Raw genomic sequence first — 15,703 nt, 5'->3', positions numbered from 1 at the left:
GTGGCGGACGCCGACACTCCGCCTACAGATCGCCCGTTCCCCTCGCTTCCCCCCGCCGGCCGTGGGGTGCGCTCGCCGTCCTCGACCGGCCGGGCCGCCGTGGGGGCGTTCGCCGTCCCCGACCGGTCGCGCGGTGCGCTCGCCGTCCACCGCGCGGCTCTCCGGCCGTTCCCTGCCGTCCCTCGGTGTCTTCCACCGCCCCCGGTCGCCCGTCCCGCCCCTTCCGGGCGACGAAAGGCGGCAGCCCGCCGACGGGGGACGATCGGCGGGCTGCCGCGGTGGTGCCGGAATGGATCGGGGGTCCGGCAGGAGGGCCGGACGGCGGCGACGGGCGGTCGGTGAGCGGACGGTCAGTGAGCGGACGGTCGGTGAGCGGACGGAGATGCCGGGCCGGACCGCCGGTCGCGGCGGGGGCACGGCGACGGGGGCGGAGGTCGCGGCGATCTCGCTGCGGCCGAACCCCCCCCACGGTTCCGGCGGGGATCACCGGGACCGTGGGCGGGCCCGGTGGCGGGTCAGTGGACGGAGTGCTCCTCCTGCGGGAACGTTCCGCCGACCACGTCCTCGGCGAACGCCTTGGCCGCGCCGGTCATCACCGCGCGCAGGTCGGCGTACTGCTTCACGAACTTCGGCACCCGGCCGCCGGTCAGCCCCATCATGTCCGTCCACACCAGCACCTGTGCGTCCGTCTCCGGGCCGGCGCCGATCCCGACGGTGGGGATGTGCAGCGTCCGCGTCACCTCGGCGGCCAGCTCGGCCGGCACCAGCTCCAGCACCACCGCGAAGGCACCGGCGTCCTGCACGGCCTTGGCGTCCCGCAGCAGCTGCTGCGCCGCCTCCTCACCGCGGCCCTGCACCCGGTAGCCCATCGCGTTCACGGACTGCGGGGTCAGGCCGATGTGCGCCATCACCGGGATGCCCGACTCGACCAGCAGCTCGATCTGCCGGTGCGAGCGCTCGCCGCCCTCCAGCTTCACGGCGCCGACCCCGGCCTCCTTCACCAGCCGGGTGGCCGAGCGCAGCGCCTGCACCGGGCCTTCCTGGTACGAGCCGAAGGGCAGGTCGGCCACGATCAGCGCACGGCTCGTGCCGCGCACCACGGCGGCGGACAGCATGGTCATCTGGTCGAGCGTGACCGGCACCGTGGTGTCGTAGCCCAGGTGGCAGTTGCCCGCCGAGTCGCCGACCAGCATGACGGGGATGCCGGCCTCGTCGAAGACGGAGGCGGTCATCGCGTCGTAGGCGGTGAGCATGGGCCACTTCTCGCCGCGTTCCTTGGCGAGGGCGATGTCGCGGACGGTGACCCGGCGGGTGCTCTTGCCCCCGTACAGCGCTTTGCTCCCGCCGGAGGGTCCCGCCTCAGGCGTCTGGGCAGCCGGAAGCTGCGTCATGGTGATGTCTCCCAACACGTCGTCTCGAGGCGCCCTGACGGCGTCCCCGGATCGTTTTCCATGGTGGCACTTCGACCGGAGCGGCACCAGGGGAGGCACGGTGCGTTTCCGCCGACCCGCCCGGAGCCGACCCGCCCGGAGCCGGCCCGTCCGGAGCCGGCCGCGCGTAGTCGGGCCGACTGGGCTCGGGTCGGCTGGGGGCGCCCGGAGCCGGAGGGCTGGGGCCGGGGCGGTCGAGGGCCGGGTCGGCGACGGAGGCGGGGCGGCGATGGGACGGCCACCGGGCCGGGTCGGCGACGGAGGCGGGCCGGCTACGGGACGGGGCGGCCACCGGGCCGGGCGGCGATGGGACGGCCACCGGGCCGGGGCAGCGACGGGGGACGCGCAATGTTCCGGCAAGGACACGGCAAAGGCTTTCCGATACGAGACGGTGCCGTATCGAAAATCGTTAGACTGTGCCGCATGACTTCTCCCGCCGCCACCGGTCGGGTCCCCGACGCCGTGCACCGGCGGCGCTGGGTGATTCTCGGCGTCCTCATGCTCAGCCTGCTGATCGTCGTGCTGGACAACTCGATCCTGAACGTCGCCATCAAGACGATCTCCACGCCCGCGCCGACCGGCCTCGGCGCCACGCAGAGCGAGCTGGAGTGGGCGATCAACGCCTACACCCTCGTCTTCGCCGGCCTGCTGTTCACGGCCGGGCTGCTCGGCGACCGGCTCGGCCGCAAGAAGGTGCTGCTCGGCGGCCTCGCCGTGTTCGGCATCGGCTCGGCCCTGGCCGCCTTCTCGGGCTCACCGGGGGAGCTGATCGCCTTCCGGGCGGTCATGGGGCTGGGCGCCGCCTTCGTCATGCCGGCCACGCTCGCCGTCCTGATGAACGTCTTCGAGCGGGACGAGCAGCCCAAGGCCATCGGCATCTGGGCGGGCGGCGTCGGCCTGGCCATCGCCATCGGCCCGATCACCGGCGGGCTGCTCCTGGACCACTTCTGGTGGGGTTCCGTCTTCCTCGTCAACGTGCCGATCGTGCTGCTCGCCCTCGGCCTCATGCTGTGGCTGGTCCCCGACTCCCGCGACCCCCGCCCGGGCCGCATCGACCCCGTCGGCGTCCTGCTCTCCGTGGTCGGTCTGGTCCTGCTGGTCTACGGCATCATCCATGGCGGCCGGCTCGCCGACTTCACCGATCCGACCGTCCTGGCGACCTCGGGTGCCGGGCTCGCCGTCCTGGTCGCCTTCGTCGTCCACGAGAAGCGCAGCGACCACCCCTCCATCGACATGGCGTACTTCCGGAACAAGGTGTTCTCGGCCTCGATCGTCGCCATCGCGCTGGTCTTCTTCGCCCTGATGGGCGTCACCTTCTTCGCCGTCTTCTACCTCCAGAGCGTGCGCGGCTACAGCCCTCTGGAGACCGGCCTGCTGCTCCTGCCGCTGGCCGTGGCCCAGCTGATCTTCGCGCCGCGGGCCCGGCTGGTCGTGGACCGCTTCGGCACCCGGGTCACCACCACCGGCGGCCTGCTGCTGCTCGCCGCGATGCTGGGTGGCTTCGCCGTCCTGGACCGCGACACCCCGTTGTGGCTGCTGGAGATCCTGTTCTTCCTGATGGGCACGGGCATGGCCCACGTCATGACGCCGGTGAGCGTCGTCATCATGCAGGCCCTGCCCCGCGAGAAGGCGGGATCGGCGTCCGCGCTCAGCAACACCTTCCGCCAGGTCGGCGGCGCCCTCGGCATCGCCGTCCTCGGGTCGGTGCTGTCCGCCGCGTACCGCACGGGCATCGAGGACCGGCTCGACGTGCTGCCGCCCGCCGCCCGGCACGCGGCCGGTGAGTCCATCGAGGCCACGCTCGCCGTCTCCGCCCGGCTCGGCCCGCGCGGAGACGCCCTGGTCGCCCCGGCGGGTGACGCGTTCCTGCACGCCATGCACGTCACCGCGCTGTGCGGCGCGGCCGTCGCGGTGCTCGGCGCCGTCGTCACGGCCCTGTTCCTGCCGGGCCGTACCCCGGCGGCCACCCCGCCCCGTTCCGCCCACCCCGACCCGACCCAGCCCGCCCCACCCCACGGAAAGGACGCAGCGACGTGAGCCTCGCCGAGCCCGGCCCCCGGCAGGACGGCCCCGCCCGCGGACGCCCGCGGAGCGAGGCGGTCGAACGCGCCATCATCGAGGGCGTGATGAAGCTCCTCGAGGACGGGGTGCCCCTGGCCGAACTGTCCATCGAGCGCATCGCGCGCACCGCGGGCGTCGGCAAGGCCACCATCTACCGACGCTGGGACGGCAAGGAGCAGCTGTTCGTCGACGTCGTGCGGGCCGCCGAGCCACCGGACCCCGAACTGCCCGGTGTCTCGGTCCGTGACGACCTCGTCGCCCTCCTGGAAGCGCTGCGGCTGCGCGGGCTGGCCGGCCGGACCTCGGCGATCCTGCACCACGTCCGCGCCCAGATGAAGAGCAGCCCCAAGCTGTGGGCCGCTTATCACGCGACCGTCGTCGCCCCGCGCCGGCAGCTCGGCCTCGAGGTGCTCCGGCGCGGTCAGGCCACCGGCGAACTCCGTGACGACCTCGACCTGGACCTGCTCAGCGACATCATCGTCGGCCCGCTGCTGGTCCGCACGGTCCTGCACCCCGACGCCGACCTCCCGGACGGCCTCGCCGAACAGGTCGTCGACACCCTGCTGGAGGGACTGCGCCCGGTGGACCGCCGCGGCTGAGGGTCGCGGTTCCGGTTCCGGCACCGGGCCTGTGCGGTGATGCAGCGCACGGACGGCCGACGGGTGGATGTGCGCGTTCGGTCACAGAGCGCGCCGTTCGTGCCCCTGCTGGAACTCCCGGAGCGGGCGCGTACGTCCTCGCCCCCGTACGGCCGTCGCAGGACGGCGGGAAAGGAACCGAACATCCCCTAGGGTTCGTACGGACACGGGGGAGTCGGTGTGCACAGCGGGTTGTGAGGCGACGGTATGGCGCAGCAGGCGTACATGACGGAGACGGACCACGGCGGCTCGGGGCCCGAGCGCCGGACGACCCGGCTTCAGCGTCTGTTCGCCCGGCTGACCAGAGGCTGGCGGGGGGATCCCCGCATCTGGCGCCGGGGTGTCGTCCTCGCCGTCTGCGCGGTGCTGATGGCCCTGGTCATGGTGGCCCACGCACAGATCCCGAACCGGATCGGCAACTTCGGCAGCCTGGTGGAGACCTTCCTGCCGTGGGTGGGGCTGTTCATCCCCGTACTGCTGGTGCTCGCCCTGATCCGCAGGTCGGCGACGGCGCTCATCGCGGTGCTGCTGCCCGCCGTCGTCTGGCTGAACCTCTTCGGCGGCCTCGTCACCGACAAGACCACCGGGGGCGGTGACCTCACGGTCGCCACCCACAACGTCAACGCCCAGAACCCGGACCCGGAGGGCACCGCCCGGGACGTGGCCGCGGCGGGCGCGGACATCCTGGCGCTGGAGGAGCTGAAGGCCTCGGCGGTGCCGGTCTACGAGAAGGCGCTGGCGTCGACGTACCGGTACCACGAGGTGGTCGGCACGGTCGGGCTGTGGAGCAAGTACCCGCTGAGCGACGTGCGGGCCGTCGACATCCGGCTGGGCTGGCAGCGCGCGATGCGCGCGACGGTGGACTCCTCCGCCGGGCCGGTCGCCGTCTACGTCGCCCATCTGCCGTCCGTCCGGGTCAAGATGGAGGCCGGCTTCACCGCGCACCAGCGCGACCGGAGCGCCGACGCGCTGGGCGAGGCCATCTCCCGCGAGCCCCTGGAGAACGTCGTCCTGCTCGGCGACCTGAACGGCACCATGAACGACCGCGCCCTCAACGCCGTGACCTCGCAGATGCGTTCCACCCAGGGCGCCGTCGGCAGCGGCTTCGGGTTCAGCTGGCCGGCGTCCTTCCCGATGGCGCGCATCGACCAGATCATGGTCAAGGGCGCCGAACCGACCACCTCCTGGACCCTGCCCAGGACGGCGAGCGACCACCTCCCGATCGCGGCCCGCGTGAAGCTGGCACCGTCGTCCGGGAACTGAACCCGGCGTACTGTCCGGATGCGTCCGACGACCCGCCTTCGGTGCACTGTGCAATGTGCACGGCGGACGGCGACGGCGGACGGCGGATGGCGGACGAAGGATGGCGGATGGCGGACCACGGACTTCGAACCGTGAACTTCGAGCCGCGAGCCGCGAGCCGCGAACCGGGAGCCGCGAGCCGCGAGCCGCGAACGGTCCGCCCCGGTGAGGCGGACCGTTGGGTCACGGCTGACGGCTGACGGCTGATGCTGACGGCTCACGGCAAGCAGCGCGGGTGCGTGCGGCCGACCGGGGCCCGCACCCGCGCCCGGGCCGAGCCCGCTGCGGGCCGGAGGGCAGGCCGCGGGCGCGGTCGGTGGACGCTCAGCCCGCCTCGGGTGCCTGCTCGCGCCAGCCGCTCGTCAGGGGCAGACGGCGGTCCTTGCCGAAGCCCTTCGGCGAGATCTTCGTGCCCGGCGGGTACTGGCGGCGCTTGTACTCCGCCCGGTCCACCATCCGCAGGGTCCTGGCCACCAGCTCCGCGTCGTATCCGGCCGCCACGATCTCGTCGGCGCCCCGGTCGCGGTCCACGTACAGCTCCAGGATCGCGTCCAGCACCGGGTAGTCCGGCAGGGAGTCGGTGTCGACCTGCCCCGGCCGCAGCTCCGCGCTGGGCGGCTTGGAGATGGAGTTCTCCGGGATGGGCGGGGTCTGGCCGCGCTCCAGGGCCGCCCGGTTGCGCCACTCGGCCAGCCGGAACGCCGACGTCTTGTACACGTCCTTGATGGGGCCGAACGCCCCCACCGAGTCGCCGTACAGCGTCGAATACCCCACCGCCAGCTCCGACTTGTTGCCCGGCGCGAGCACGATGTGGCCCTCCTGGTTGGAGACCGCCATCAGCAGCGTGCCGCGCAGCCGCGACTGCAGGTTCTCCTCGGCGACCCCGGTCAGCTCCAGCGACCCCATGTAGGCGTCGAACATCGACTCGATGGAGACCGTGCGGTAGTGGCAGCCGGTCCGCCGCGCCAGTTCCGCGGCGTCGTCGCGGGAGTGCTCGGAGGAGTACTTCGACGGCATCGACAGGCCGTACACGTTCTCCGCGCCCACCGCGTCGCACGCGATCGCCGCGACGAGCGCCGAGTCGATGCCGCCGGACAGCCCGATCACCACGGACCGGAAGCCGTTCTTGACGACGTACGCCCGCAGCCCCACGACCAGCGCTGAGTACACCTCCTCGTCGTCGTCCAGCCGGGCCGCCTGCGAGCCGGTGTGCTCCGGCTCGTACGCGGGCAGCGGCTCCTCGGACAGGACGACCCGGTCGATCCGCAGCCCGTCGTCGACGACCCCGGTGGGCGCCCCGGCGTCCGCCGCGGGCAGGTCCAGGTCGATGACGACACAGCCCTCGGTGAACTGCGGCGCGCGGGCCAGGACTTCGCCGTCACGGTCGACGACGATGGAGTCCCCGTCGAAGACCAGGTCGTCCTGGCCGCCCGTCAACGCCAGGTAGGCGGTGGTGCACCCGGCCTCCTGGGCGCGCTTGCGCACCAGTTCCAGCCGCGTGTCGTCCTTGTTCCGCTCGTACGGCGAGGCGTTGACGGAGAGCAGCAGCCCGGCCCGCGCCGACCGGGCGGCCGGCACCCGGCCGCCGTCCTGCCACAGGTCCTCGCAGATGGCGAGGGCGACGTCCACACCGTGCAGCCGCAGCACGGGCAGGGTGTCACCGGGCACGAAGTAGCGGAACTCGTCGAAGACGCCGTAGTTCGGCAGGTGGTGCTTGGCGAAGCTCAGCACGACCTCCCCGCGGTGCAGCACCGCGGCGGCGTTCTGCGGCGCACCGGCCGGCTGCCCGTACTTCGGCTGCGCGACGGGGCTGCGGTCGAGATAGCCGACCACCACCGGGAGTTCGCCGAAGCCCTCCTCGGCGAGGCGCGCGGCGAGGGAGCGCAGGGCCGTGCGCGAGGCCTCGACGAAGGACGACCGGAGGGCGAGATCCTCGACGGGGTACCCGGTCAGCGCCATCTCCGGGAACGCCACCAGGTGCGCTCCCTGCTCGGCGGAGTGCCGGGTCCAGCGGACGATCGTTTCGGCGTTGCCGGTGAGGTCACCGACACGGGAGTCGATCTGATTCATGGCGAGGCGTAGTTGAGGCACGCCGCCCAGTGTAATCGTCAGAGAGACGCGATGTGGAGAAGGACGGCCCGGCGGCGCTGCCCCACGGCGGTCGGGCGGCGGTCGGGCAGCGGTCCGATGTCGGCCCCACGGCGGTCGGGCGGCAGTCCGATGTCGGCCCCACGGCGGTCGGGCGGCAGACCGGCGTCGGCCCCACGGCGGCCGGGCGGGGGTCCGACGGCGGCCGGGCGGGGGCCCCACGGCGGCCGGGCGGGGGTCCGATGGCGGCCCCAAGGCGGTCGGGCGGCGACGCCCGGGGCCGGGGCCGGGGCAGGGGCCGGGGCCGTCCGTGGCACGCGCGGTCAGCGGGGTGCCGCTCCCCGCTCCCGCAGCATCCGCGCCATCAGGTCGATCTCCGACCGCTGCGCCTCCACCATCCCTTCGGCCAGGCGCTTCTCCACCGGGACCGTGCACCGGGCGACACAGCCCTCGGCCATGTGGACCCCGCCCTCGTGGTGGTCCGTCATGAGCTGGAGGAAGAAGATCTCCGCCTGCTTGCCGTTCAGCTTCCCGAGCCGCTCCATCTCCGCGCGGGTTGCCATGCCGGGCATCAGCGCCCCGTCCTCGCCGTCCTCGCCGTCCGCCGCCCGGTCGCCCATGCCCATCCAGGTCATCGGCGGGTCGGCGGACACCTTCGGCAGCTCCCACAGGTCCAGCCAGCCCAGCATCATGCCGCGCTGGTTGGCCTGGGTCTGGGCGATGTCGTAGGCGAGCCGGCGGACCTCCTCGTCGTCCGTGCGGTCCCGGACGACGTACGCCATCTCGACGGCCTGCTGGTGGTGCACGGCCATGTCCCGGGCGAACCCGGCGTCCGCGGAGCCGGCGGACGGGACCCGGTCCCGGTCCGCTCCTTCGCCGCCGGCCACCGCGTACGTCAGCGCCCCGGTCCCGGCGAGCGCGAGCGCCGAGGCCGCCGCGATCAGGCCGTACTTCCTCACCGGCCGATCCCGCCCGTGCAGGCGGCTCCCGGCTCCGGGGTCTGCGCACCCTGCACGAACTTCTCGAAGAACGCGTCGACGGCGGGGTCGTCCGCCCCGGTCACGGTGCGCTGGTGACCCCACGCCGAGAGCATGATCGGGTCCTTCTGGTCGTCGACCGGGCTCATCAGCGTGTACGGGGTCTTCCGCACCTTGGCCGCCAGCGCCTTCACCTCGGCGTCGTCGGCGGTGGCGTTGTAGGTGACCCAGACCGCGCCGTGCTCCAGCGAGTGGACGGCATTGGTGTCCCGGATCTCCTGGTCGTAGACGTCGCCGTTGCAGTTCATCCACACCGGGTTGTGGTCACCGCCGACCGGGGGACGGACGGGGTAGTCGACCGCCTGGGTGACGTGGTTGCGGCCCAGCGTCCCCTCCCAGGTCTTCACGCCGTCCTCGCCGGTGACGAACCGGCCGGACTGCTTCCCGTCGCCGCCACCGGCGGTGGCGCCACCGTCGTCGTCGGACTGCGACCGGAGCACGAACACCCCGCCGACGACCAGTCCCGCGACGACCACCGCACTGGCCACGACCGTCAGGACGCGGTTGCGCCGCGCGCGGGCCTGCTCCGCCCGGCGCATCTCCTCTATGCGTGCCGTGCGTGCCGTGCGTGCCGCGTTGCTCTTCTCGGCGCTCTTCTTGGCGGAGCCCATGGGACGTGTCCTTCGGTGTGTGGGGACCAGCAGGGGGTGAACGGGGTGGAGCGAGCGAGCGGGGCGGAACAGGGGTCGGATCAGGGGGTGGGACAAACGGGTGAGCAGATCGTAATGGTGCGGAGCGAGGAGACGTAGCGCGTCACCGGGTCCGTTGGGTACGGCGGGCGCAGGGGTCGGCAGGCGCACGGGGTTGCCCGCCCGGTGGATCCCGCCACTGGTCGACTCATCGAGTCATCGAGTCATCGACTCATCGACTGGTCGTCCGGACCGGCCGCGAGGGACGGTGGGGCGCTGGGGGAGATGGAGGCGCTGGGGCGCCGGAGGAGATGAGGGGCTTAGATGGCTCGGGGCTCAGTCGGCCCAGTCGACCCAGTCGGCTCGGCGCCCCGTCGGCTCGGGCGGCTCGGGAGGCTCGGCCGCCAAGGAGTCCTGTCCGAATAGTTGAATGCCTGATGCACATTATCTAGGGTCGGCCTCATGCGGCTGCTGCGCTCCACCGACCTGGCCCTGCGGGTCCTCATGCGCCTCGCCTTGGCCGGCTCCACCACTCCCACGACCCGTGAGGTCGCGGAGGCCATGGGCGTGCCCTACACGCACGCCGCGAAGGTCGTCGCCGAACTCCAGCACATGGGTCTGCTCACCGCCCGCCGCGGCCGGGGCGGCGGACTGGCCGTCACCGAACGGGGCCGCACGGCCTCGGTCGGCGCCCTGGTGCGCGCCTTCGAGGGTGAGGGCGAGGTCGTCGACTGCGAGGGTGTCGCGAACGGCGCGCCCTGCCCGCTGAGCTCCGCCTGCGGACTCCGCGGCGCGCTGCGGCGGGCCCAGGAGGCGTTCTTCGCCACCCTGGACCCGCTCACCGTCGTGGACCTGGTCGCCGGCCCGACGGGACCCCTCCTGCTGGACATCACCCCGAAGCCCCGCCAGGGACCCGCCTGAGCCCGACCGGGCCACCGCGCGCCGTTCCCGCCGCTCCCCGCCGCTCCCGCCGGCCCCGGCACCCGGGTCCGCACCGGCGGACGCCGCCCGGGGACGTCCTGATGCCGGCCGGTGCTACGCAGCCGCCGCCAGCCACAGGTCCGGCCCGAACACCTCGTAGTGGATGTCGGCCGGGGCGACCCCCTTGCGGATCAGCTGCTCCCGCACCGTCCGCATGAAGGGCAGCGGCCCGCACAGGTACGCGCGCGTCCCCGACGCGACCGGCACCCGGCTGAGGTCGACGTAGCCGGTGCCCGCCCCGGCCGGGGCGTCCTGCTCGTACCAGAAGTGCACCGCCGCGTCCGGCAGCTTCGCCGCGTACGCCTCGTGGTCGGTGCGCAGGGCGTGGTCGGCGGGGGAGCGGTCGCCGTGCACCACGGTGACCGGGGCGCGGTGCCCCGTCTCGGCCAGGTGGGCGAGCATCGCGGTCATCGGCGTGACCCCGATCCCGGCGGAGGCGAGCAGCAGGGGCGTGTCACCGTCGGCGTCCAGCACCAGGTCGCCGTACGCCTCGGACAGTTCGACGACGTCACCGGCCCGGACGTGCGCGTACAGGTGACCGGAGACCTCCCCGTCGGGCGCCGAGCCGTCCCGGACGCGCTTGACGCTGAACTGCCGCTCGTCGGGGGCGGGCGCGCCGGACAGGCTGTACTGGCGTATCTGCCGCGCGCCGTCGGACAGGGGCACCCGCACCGAGACGTACTGACCGGGGCGGAAGGGGCGGACCGGACCGCCGTCCGCCGGCCGCAGCCGGAAGGTGACCACGTCGGCGGTCTCGGCGACCCGCGAGACGACCTCCCACGGCCGCCATCCCGGCCCGCCCTGCTCCTCGTACAGCCGCTTCTCGATGGCGATGAGGGCGTGCGCCATCAGCCAGTACACCTCGTCCCACGCCGCCGCGACCTCCGGCGTGACCGCGTCGCCCAGCACGTCGGCGATGGCCGCGAACAGGTGCTCGTGGACGATCCCGTACTGGTCCGGGGTGACCCCGAGGGAGGCGTGCTTGTGCGCGATGCGCCCGAGCATCGCGTCCGGTCGCTCGTCGGGGTGCTCCAGCAGGTGCGTGGCGAACGCCGCGATGGACCCGGCCAGGGCCTGGCGCTGGGTCCCGGCGGCCTGGTTGCCCCGGTTGAACAGGTCGCGCAGCAGTTCCGGACGGGCGGCGAACATCCCGGCGTAGAACCGCTCGGTGATCTCGTCGAGGGCGGCGCCCACGGCAGGAAGCGTGGCACGGATGGTGGCAGCGGACTGCACGGACAGCATCGGGTCTCCTCTGGATCGACTGTCTGCACGTCTCATTAAACTTGCATCAGAAATACCAATTAACAGGGGGGTGCCTGTTGAACGGCCCGGGTGCCTTGACCAGGCGGTTCGACGGTTCGGCGGTTCGGCGGTTCGGCGGTTCGGCGGTTCGGCGGTTCGGCGGGTAGGCGGGTGGCGCACAGACCGAGCCGCAAGCCCGAGCCGGGCACCCACAACCGGCACCCACAACCGGCCCCTACGGGCATTGCCCACTGGCGCCCTCGGGGCAGGCCTGACCGGCACCCCTACGGCCTCCCGCGCGGGCGTACGGCCGTCCTGCCGCGCACGGGTCCGCAGGGTGATCCAGGTCGGCAACGTGCATGAAACGCTGATGTGGTGTGATGCTCGGGTTACCCGTCCGTCTCCCGTACGAGGGGCGGGGTGGGCGGCCGGACCGGCAAGGATGGGGAAGCGGAAGATGGACAAGCAGCAGGAGTTCGTGCTCCGGACCCTGGAGGAGCGGGACATCCGGTTCGTACGCCTGTGGTTCACGGACGTCCTGGGCTTCCTGAAGTCCGTCGCCGTGGCCCCGGCCGAGCTGGAGCAGGCCTTCGACGAGGGCATCGGCTTCGACGGCTCCGCCATCGAGGGCTTCGCCCGGGTGTACGAGTCGGACATGATCGCCAAGCCGGACCCGGCGACCTTCCAGGTCCTGCCCTGGCGCGCCGAGGCCCCCGGCACCGCGCGCATGTTCTGCGACATCCTGATGCCCGACGGCTCGCCGTCCTTCGCCGACCCGCGCTACGTCCTCAAGCGGGCCCTGGCCCACACCTCCGACCTGGGCTTCACCTTCTACACCCACCCGGAGATCGAGTTCTTCCTGCTGAAGGACAAGCCGGTCGACGGCAGCCGTCCCACCCCCGCCGACAACTCCGGCTACTTCGACCACACCCCGCAGAACGTCGGCATGGACTTCCGCCGCCAGGCCATCACCATGCTGGAGTCGATGGGCATCTCGGTCGAGTTCTCGCACCACGAGGGCGCCCCCGGCCAGCAGGAGATCGACCTGCGCTACGCGGACGCGCTCTCCACCGCCGACAACATCATGACGTTCCGCCTGATCATGAAGCAGGTGGCGCTGGAACAGGGCGTCCAGGCGACGTTCATGCCCAAGCCGTTCTCCGAATACCCCGGCTCCGGCATGCACACCCACCTCTCCCTCTTCGAGGGCGACCGCAACGCCTTCTACGAGTCCGGCGCCGAGTACCAGCTCTCCAAGGTCGGCCGTTCCTTCATCGCGGGCCTGCTGCGGCACGCCGCCGAGATCTCCGCGATCACCAACCAGTGGGTCAACTCCTACAAGCGCATCTGGGGCGGCTCGGAACGCACCGCCGGCGCGGGCGGCGAGGCCCCGTCCTACATCTGCTGGGGCCACAACAACCGCTCGGCGCTGGTGCGCGTCCCGATGTACAAGCCCGGCAAGACCGGTTCCGCCCGCGTCGAGGTCCGCTCCATCGACTCCGGCGCCAACCCCTACCTCACCTACGCCGTCCTCCTGGCGGCCGGGCTCAAGGGCGTCGAGGAGGGCTACGCACTCCCCCCCGGCGCCGAGGACGACGTCTGGGCCCTCTCCGACGCCGAACGCCGCGCCCTGGGCATCGAGCCCCTCCCGCAGAACCTCGGCGAGGCCCTCACCCTGATGGAACGCAGCGACCTGGTCGCCGAGACCCTCGGGGAGCACGTCTTCGACTTCTTCCTGCGCAACAAGAAGCAGGAGTGGGAGGAGTACCGCTCCGAGGTCACGGCCTTCGAGCTGCGGAAGAACCTGCCGGTGCTGTAGAGGCAGGAGGTCGACGCCCTCGTCGTGGACCTCGCCGCGTTTCTCTCCCTGGCCCGTCCGGCGCCGCGCAATCGCGGAAGTCCCTTGCGCTCCACAGGGGGACGCCCACGTGCCGCCTTCACTCGCGTCGACGTGAGGGCCAGGCGTCTGCCAGCTCGAAGCAGACGACGGTTCCGCCGAAGCGGCTGGGTCCGGACTGCCAGGACGAGGCGATGGCGTCGACCAGGAGCAGTCCGCGTCCGTGAGCGTCATCGGCGCCCGGTTGCCGCAGGCGCACGCCCGCAGGGTGCCCCGGGTTGTGCACCTCGACGCGCAGAGACGAGCCGCTCCGGAACCACTCGACCCGTACGACCCCCTCCTCGTCGCGCCGCCCGTGAAGAATCGCGTTGGTGACCAGCTCGGAGATCAGCAGGGCACAGTCGTCGACCGAACAGGTCGGCCGGTACGGCGCGATGAGCTCCCGGAACCAGCGCCGAGCCTGGGGAACGGACTCCGGCAACGGCTCCAGAGTCATCGAGCCGAGTCTCGGCGAACCCTCGCACGGGCACCTGTCGACCACAACGTCGGCCATCCGCACTGTCTCCTCACGCTGAAAGGGGAGTCACAAGGACTGCGTGGAGACGCCTCATCCCGACTGCAGCCACGAGCGACGTCTCTAGACATCCCGACCTTTCCGAGATGTCTCTAGAGATGTCAAGCGTCAGGCTCCGAATCCGCCGGAACGGGCGGACGCACGGCTACGCACTGCGAGCGCGTGCCCGACCTATGGCCTAAGGTGTCTAGAGAAGCGAGGAGGGTTCCGGAATGGCTGCTACCGACGACCGTCGGCCCAAGTACCAGCGGATCGCGGACTCTTTGAGAGAGGCGATTCGGTCGGGCGAGTACGGTCCCGGTGATCGGCTTCCCGGAGAGAACGACCTGATGGCCACCCATGGCGTGGCTCGCATGACGGCCCGGCAGGCGCTCGGTGTCCTGCGGGACGAGGGCATCGCCGAATCGCGGAAGGGTGCCGGTGTCTTCGTCCGGGCGTTCCGTCCGCTGCGTCGACGCGGCATCCAGCGACTGGCCCGCGATCAGTGGGGCAACGGCCGGTCCATCTGGTCGGCGGACATCGAGGCCAGGGATCTCCGGGTCGATCAGGTCTCGGTGGGTGAGGAGACGGCTCCCAAGGACATCAGCGCGGTTCTGGGCCTGGCTGCCGAAGACGCCGCGTGCGTGAGGCGTCGGCGTTTCGTCCTGGACGGCAAGCCGGTGTTGCTTGCGACGAGTTATCTGCCTCTGTCCCTGGTGGCCGGATCCGCCATCACTCGAGAGGACACCGGACCGGGCGGTACCTACGCCCGACTTGCCGAACTCGGTCAGGAGCCGGTGCACTTTCGCGAGGAGATCCGCTCACGCATGCCGTCGCCGGGTGAGGTGACACAACTGAGCCTTGCCCCGGGCACCCCGGTCATCCTCATCTGCCGCACCGCCTACACCGTCCAGGGCCGCCCTGTCGAGGTCAACGAAATGATCCTGGACGCCGCCTCCTACGTCCTGGAGTACGACTTCGACGCGGACCCCAAGCCCGCCTTCGCCGGCGCCGACGACACAACGCCCGCAGGGCCGGCCTGACGCGGTTCTGCCGGGAGCGAGGCCGCGCGGTGCAGTCGGAAAGGGGAGCGGCCGGTCCATGGGAAAGCAGGGGCGAACCCGTGGCTTACCGGCATCGACACCCCGGGTGGCTACCGCTGGGCGCCGATGACCATGCACGCCTTCGGATCCGGGCGTGAGGACTCAGCGCCACGCGAGCCCTGCTCCGGCCCGCCACGCGGTCGCGGAGCAGGGCTCGCCCGGTGTCTCCGGCTCGCCCAGGAGGGCCCTCAGGCCGTGCCCGAGCGGTCGCGGGTCTCGTCCTGGGTGGCCCGGGCGGCCTCGCCACGCGGATGAGTACGTCGCGCAGGGTGCTCGGGTACAGCACATGGGCGTCGTAGACGGCGATGAAAGCCATGGTCTAGAACTTTCCCATCTCCTGGCCGAGTTGGGTGAGCTCATCGGCCATGAGTCGGCGACGGCGGTCGTCCTCACGTTGGTACTCCAACAAGGACGACGCAGTGATTCTGCGGTGGGTGCCGACGGTCCGGTACTCGATCTCCCCCGCCTCCAGGAGGCCGATGAGGAAGGGGCGGGACACGTTGAGCATGTCAGCGGCTTGCTGCGTGGTGAGTTCGGCGTCGGACGGAACGATGGAGACGCCGCGGCCGGCTCCCAGGTGAGCGAGCAGCGATGCGAAGAGCTCTACGACCTCGCGAGGTAGTTCCAGGGGCTCACGGTCGCCTCCGTCTTGCACGGTGACACGGATCTGGGATGCGTTCTGGTGCTCGGCCAGGTAGGTCCGTACACGTGCGAGGGCGTGGTTCGCTGATGCCTGTTTGTCGTCCGGGAGCTTCACCGGGCGGATGTCGGTCTTGGTCATTGCGCGCCCCTAGCTGCTGTG

13 protein-coding genes are annotated in these 15,703 nt (G+C 71.9%); 6 read left to right on the top strand and 7 right to left on the bottom strand.

What is annotated here, in order from left to right:
• Positions 1-515: 515 nt before the first annotated feature.
• Positions 516-1,391, bottom strand: a complete 876-nt coding sequence (gene panB, locus AB0F01_RS02135; protein WP_362089187.1) for a 3-methyl-2-oxobutanoate hydroxymethyltransferase — start codon at positions 1,389-1,391, stop codon at positions 516-518.
• Positions 1,392-1,853: 462 nt separating this feature from the next.
• Between panB and AB0F01_RS02130 the strand changes: the two genes are divergently transcribed.
• The 3 genes from AB0F01_RS02130 (at position 1,854) to AB0F01_RS02120 (ending at position 5,392) form a co-directional block, all read left to right on the top strand.
• A complete protein-coding gene (locus AB0F01_RS02130) occupies positions 1,854-3,467 on the top strand; it encodes an MFS transporter (protein ID WP_362089186.1) in 1,614 nt (537 codons plus the stop codon).
• Positions 3,464-4,090, top strand: coding sequence for a TetR/AcrR family transcriptional regulator (locus AB0F01_RS02125; RefSeq protein WP_362089185.1), 627 nt, complete (start codon positions 3,464-3,466; stop codon positions 4,088-4,090). Before AB0F01_RS02130 ends, AB0F01_RS02125 begins: the two co-directional genes overlap by 4 nt.
• 246 nt (positions 4,091-4,336) lie before the next feature.
• A complete protein-coding gene (locus tag AB0F01_RS02120) occupies positions 4,337-5,392 on the top strand; it encodes an endonuclease/exonuclease/phosphatase family protein (RefSeq protein ID WP_362089184.1) in 1,056 nt (351 codons plus the stop codon).
• Positions 5,393-5,755: 363 nt separating this feature from the next.
• Here the strand turns inward: AB0F01_RS02120 and AB0F01_RS02115 are convergent, their stop codons facing one another.
• The 3 genes from AB0F01_RS02115 to AB0F01_RS02105 all read right to left on the bottom strand — a co-directional run bounded on the left by AB0F01_RS02115 (position 5,756) and on the right by AB0F01_RS02105 (position 9,167).
• A complete protein-coding gene (locus AB0F01_RS02115) occupies positions 5,756-7,522 on the bottom strand; it encodes an NAD+ synthase (RefSeq protein WP_362089183.1) in 1,767 nt (588 codons plus the stop codon).
• A gap of 320 nt (positions 7,523-7,842) precedes the next feature.
• Complete coding sequence (locus AB0F01_RS02110) at positions 7,843-8,478, bottom strand: DUF305 domain-containing protein (RefSeq protein ID WP_362089182.1); 636 nt, start codon at positions 8,476-8,478, stop codon at positions 7,843-7,845.
• A complete protein-coding gene (locus AB0F01_RS02105) occupies positions 8,475-9,167 on the bottom strand; it encodes a DUF3105 domain-containing protein (protein WP_362089181.1) in 693 nt (230 codons plus the stop codon). Before AB0F01_RS02105 ends, AB0F01_RS02110 begins: the two co-directional genes overlap by 4 nt.
• Positions 9,168-9,647: 480 nt before the next feature.
• Here AB0F01_RS02105 and AB0F01_RS02100 point away from each other — a divergent pair, with 480 nt between their 5' ends.
• On the top strand, positions 9,648-10,106 hold the full coding sequence (locus AB0F01_RS02100; protein WP_362089180.1) for an Rrf2 family transcriptional regulator: 459 nt from the start codon (positions 9,648-9,650) through the stop codon (positions 10,104-10,106).
• A gap of 114 nt (positions 10,107-10,220) precedes the next feature.
• Here the strand turns inward: AB0F01_RS02100 and AB0F01_RS02095 are convergent, their stop codons facing one another.
• On the bottom strand, positions 10,221-11,408 hold the full coding sequence (locus AB0F01_RS02095; protein ID WP_362089179.1) for a globin domain-containing protein: 1,188 nt from the start codon (positions 11,406-11,408) through the stop codon (positions 10,221-10,223).
• 457 nt (positions 11,409-11,865) lie between these two features.
• Here AB0F01_RS02095 and glnA point away from each other — a divergent pair, with 457 nt between their 5' ends.
• A complete protein-coding gene (gene glnA, locus AB0F01_RS02090) occupies positions 11,866-13,227 on the top strand; it encodes a type I glutamate--ammonia ligase (protein WP_362089178.1) in 1,362 nt (453 codons plus the stop codon).
• Between the two features lie 118 nt (positions 13,228-13,345).
• On the opposite strand, the gene AB0F01_RS02085 is transcribed toward glnA, so the two are convergent.
• Positions 13,346-13,741, bottom strand: coding sequence for an ATP-binding protein (locus AB0F01_RS02085; protein ID WP_362089177.1), 396 nt, complete (start codon positions 13,739-13,741; stop codon positions 13,346-13,348).
• A gap of 290 nt (positions 13,742-14,031) precedes the next feature.
• Here AB0F01_RS02085 and AB0F01_RS02080 point away from each other — a divergent pair, with 290 nt between their 5' ends.
• Positions 14,032-14,841, top strand: a complete 810-nt coding sequence (locus AB0F01_RS02080) for a GntR family transcriptional regulator (protein WP_362089176.1) — start codon at positions 14,032-14,034, stop codon at positions 14,839-14,841.
• 379 nt (positions 14,842-15,220) lie between these two features.
• Here AB0F01_RS02080 and AB0F01_RS02075 read toward each other — a convergent pair whose 3' ends face one another.
• Positions 15,221-15,682 carry a helix-turn-helix domain-containing protein gene (locus tag AB0F01_RS02075; protein ID WP_362089175.1) on the bottom strand — a complete coding sequence of 154 codons (462 nt, stop codon included), beginning with the start codon at positions 15,680-15,682 and terminating at the stop codon, positions 15,221-15,223.
• Positions 15,683-15,703 lie beyond the last annotated feature (21 nt).

Origin of the sequence: Streptomyces sp. NPDC029526 (assembly GCF_040637405.1) — a bacterium.
GTDB lineage: Bacteria > Actinomycetota > Actinomycetes > Streptomycetales > Streptomycetaceae > Streptomyces.
Note: the sequence above shows the minus strand (reverse complement) of the source record. Positions and strands in the feature narration are given on the sequence as shown.

Bases quoted from the DNA above. Each gene is read 5' to 3' on its own strand.
- panB (WP_362089187.1), bottom strand. From the start codon at position 1,391: ATGACGCAGCTTCCGGCTGCCCAGACGCCTGAGGCGGGACCCTCCGGC.
- AB0F01_RS02130 (WP_362089186.1), top strand. From the start codon at position 1,854: ATGACTTCTCCCGCCGCCACCGGTCGGGTCCCCGACGCCGTGCACCGG.
- AB0F01_RS02120 (WP_362089184.1), top strand. From the start codon at position 4,337: ATGGCGCAGCAGGCGTACATGACGGAGACGGACCACGGCGGCTCGGGG.
- AB0F01_RS02105 (WP_362089181.1), bottom strand. From the start codon at position 9,167: ATGGGCTCCGCCAAGAAGAGCGCCGAGAAGAGCAACGCGGCACGCACG.
- AB0F01_RS02100 (WP_362089180.1), top strand. From the start codon at position 9,648: ATGCGGCTGCTGCGCTCCACCGACCTGGCCCTGCGGGTCCTCATGCGC.
- AB0F01_RS02095 (WP_362089179.1), bottom strand. From the start codon at position 11,408: ATGCTGTCCGTGCAGTCCGCTGCCACCATCCGTGCCACGCTTCCTGCC.
- glnA (WP_362089178.1), top strand. From the start codon at position 11,866: ATGGACAAGCAGCAGGAGTTCGTGCTCCGGACCCTGGAGGAGCGGGAC.
- AB0F01_RS02085 (WP_362089177.1), bottom strand. From the start codon at position 13,741: ATGACTCTGGAGCCGTTGCCGGAGTCCGTTCCCCAGGCTCGGCGCTGG.
- AB0F01_RS02080 (WP_362089176.1), top strand. From the start codon at position 14,032: ATGGCTGCTACCGACGACCGTCGGCCCAAGTACCAGCGGATCGCGGAC.
- AB0F01_RS02075 (WP_362089175.1), bottom strand. From the start codon at position 15,682: ATGACCAAGACCGACATCCGCCCGGTGAAGCTCCCGGACGACAAACAG.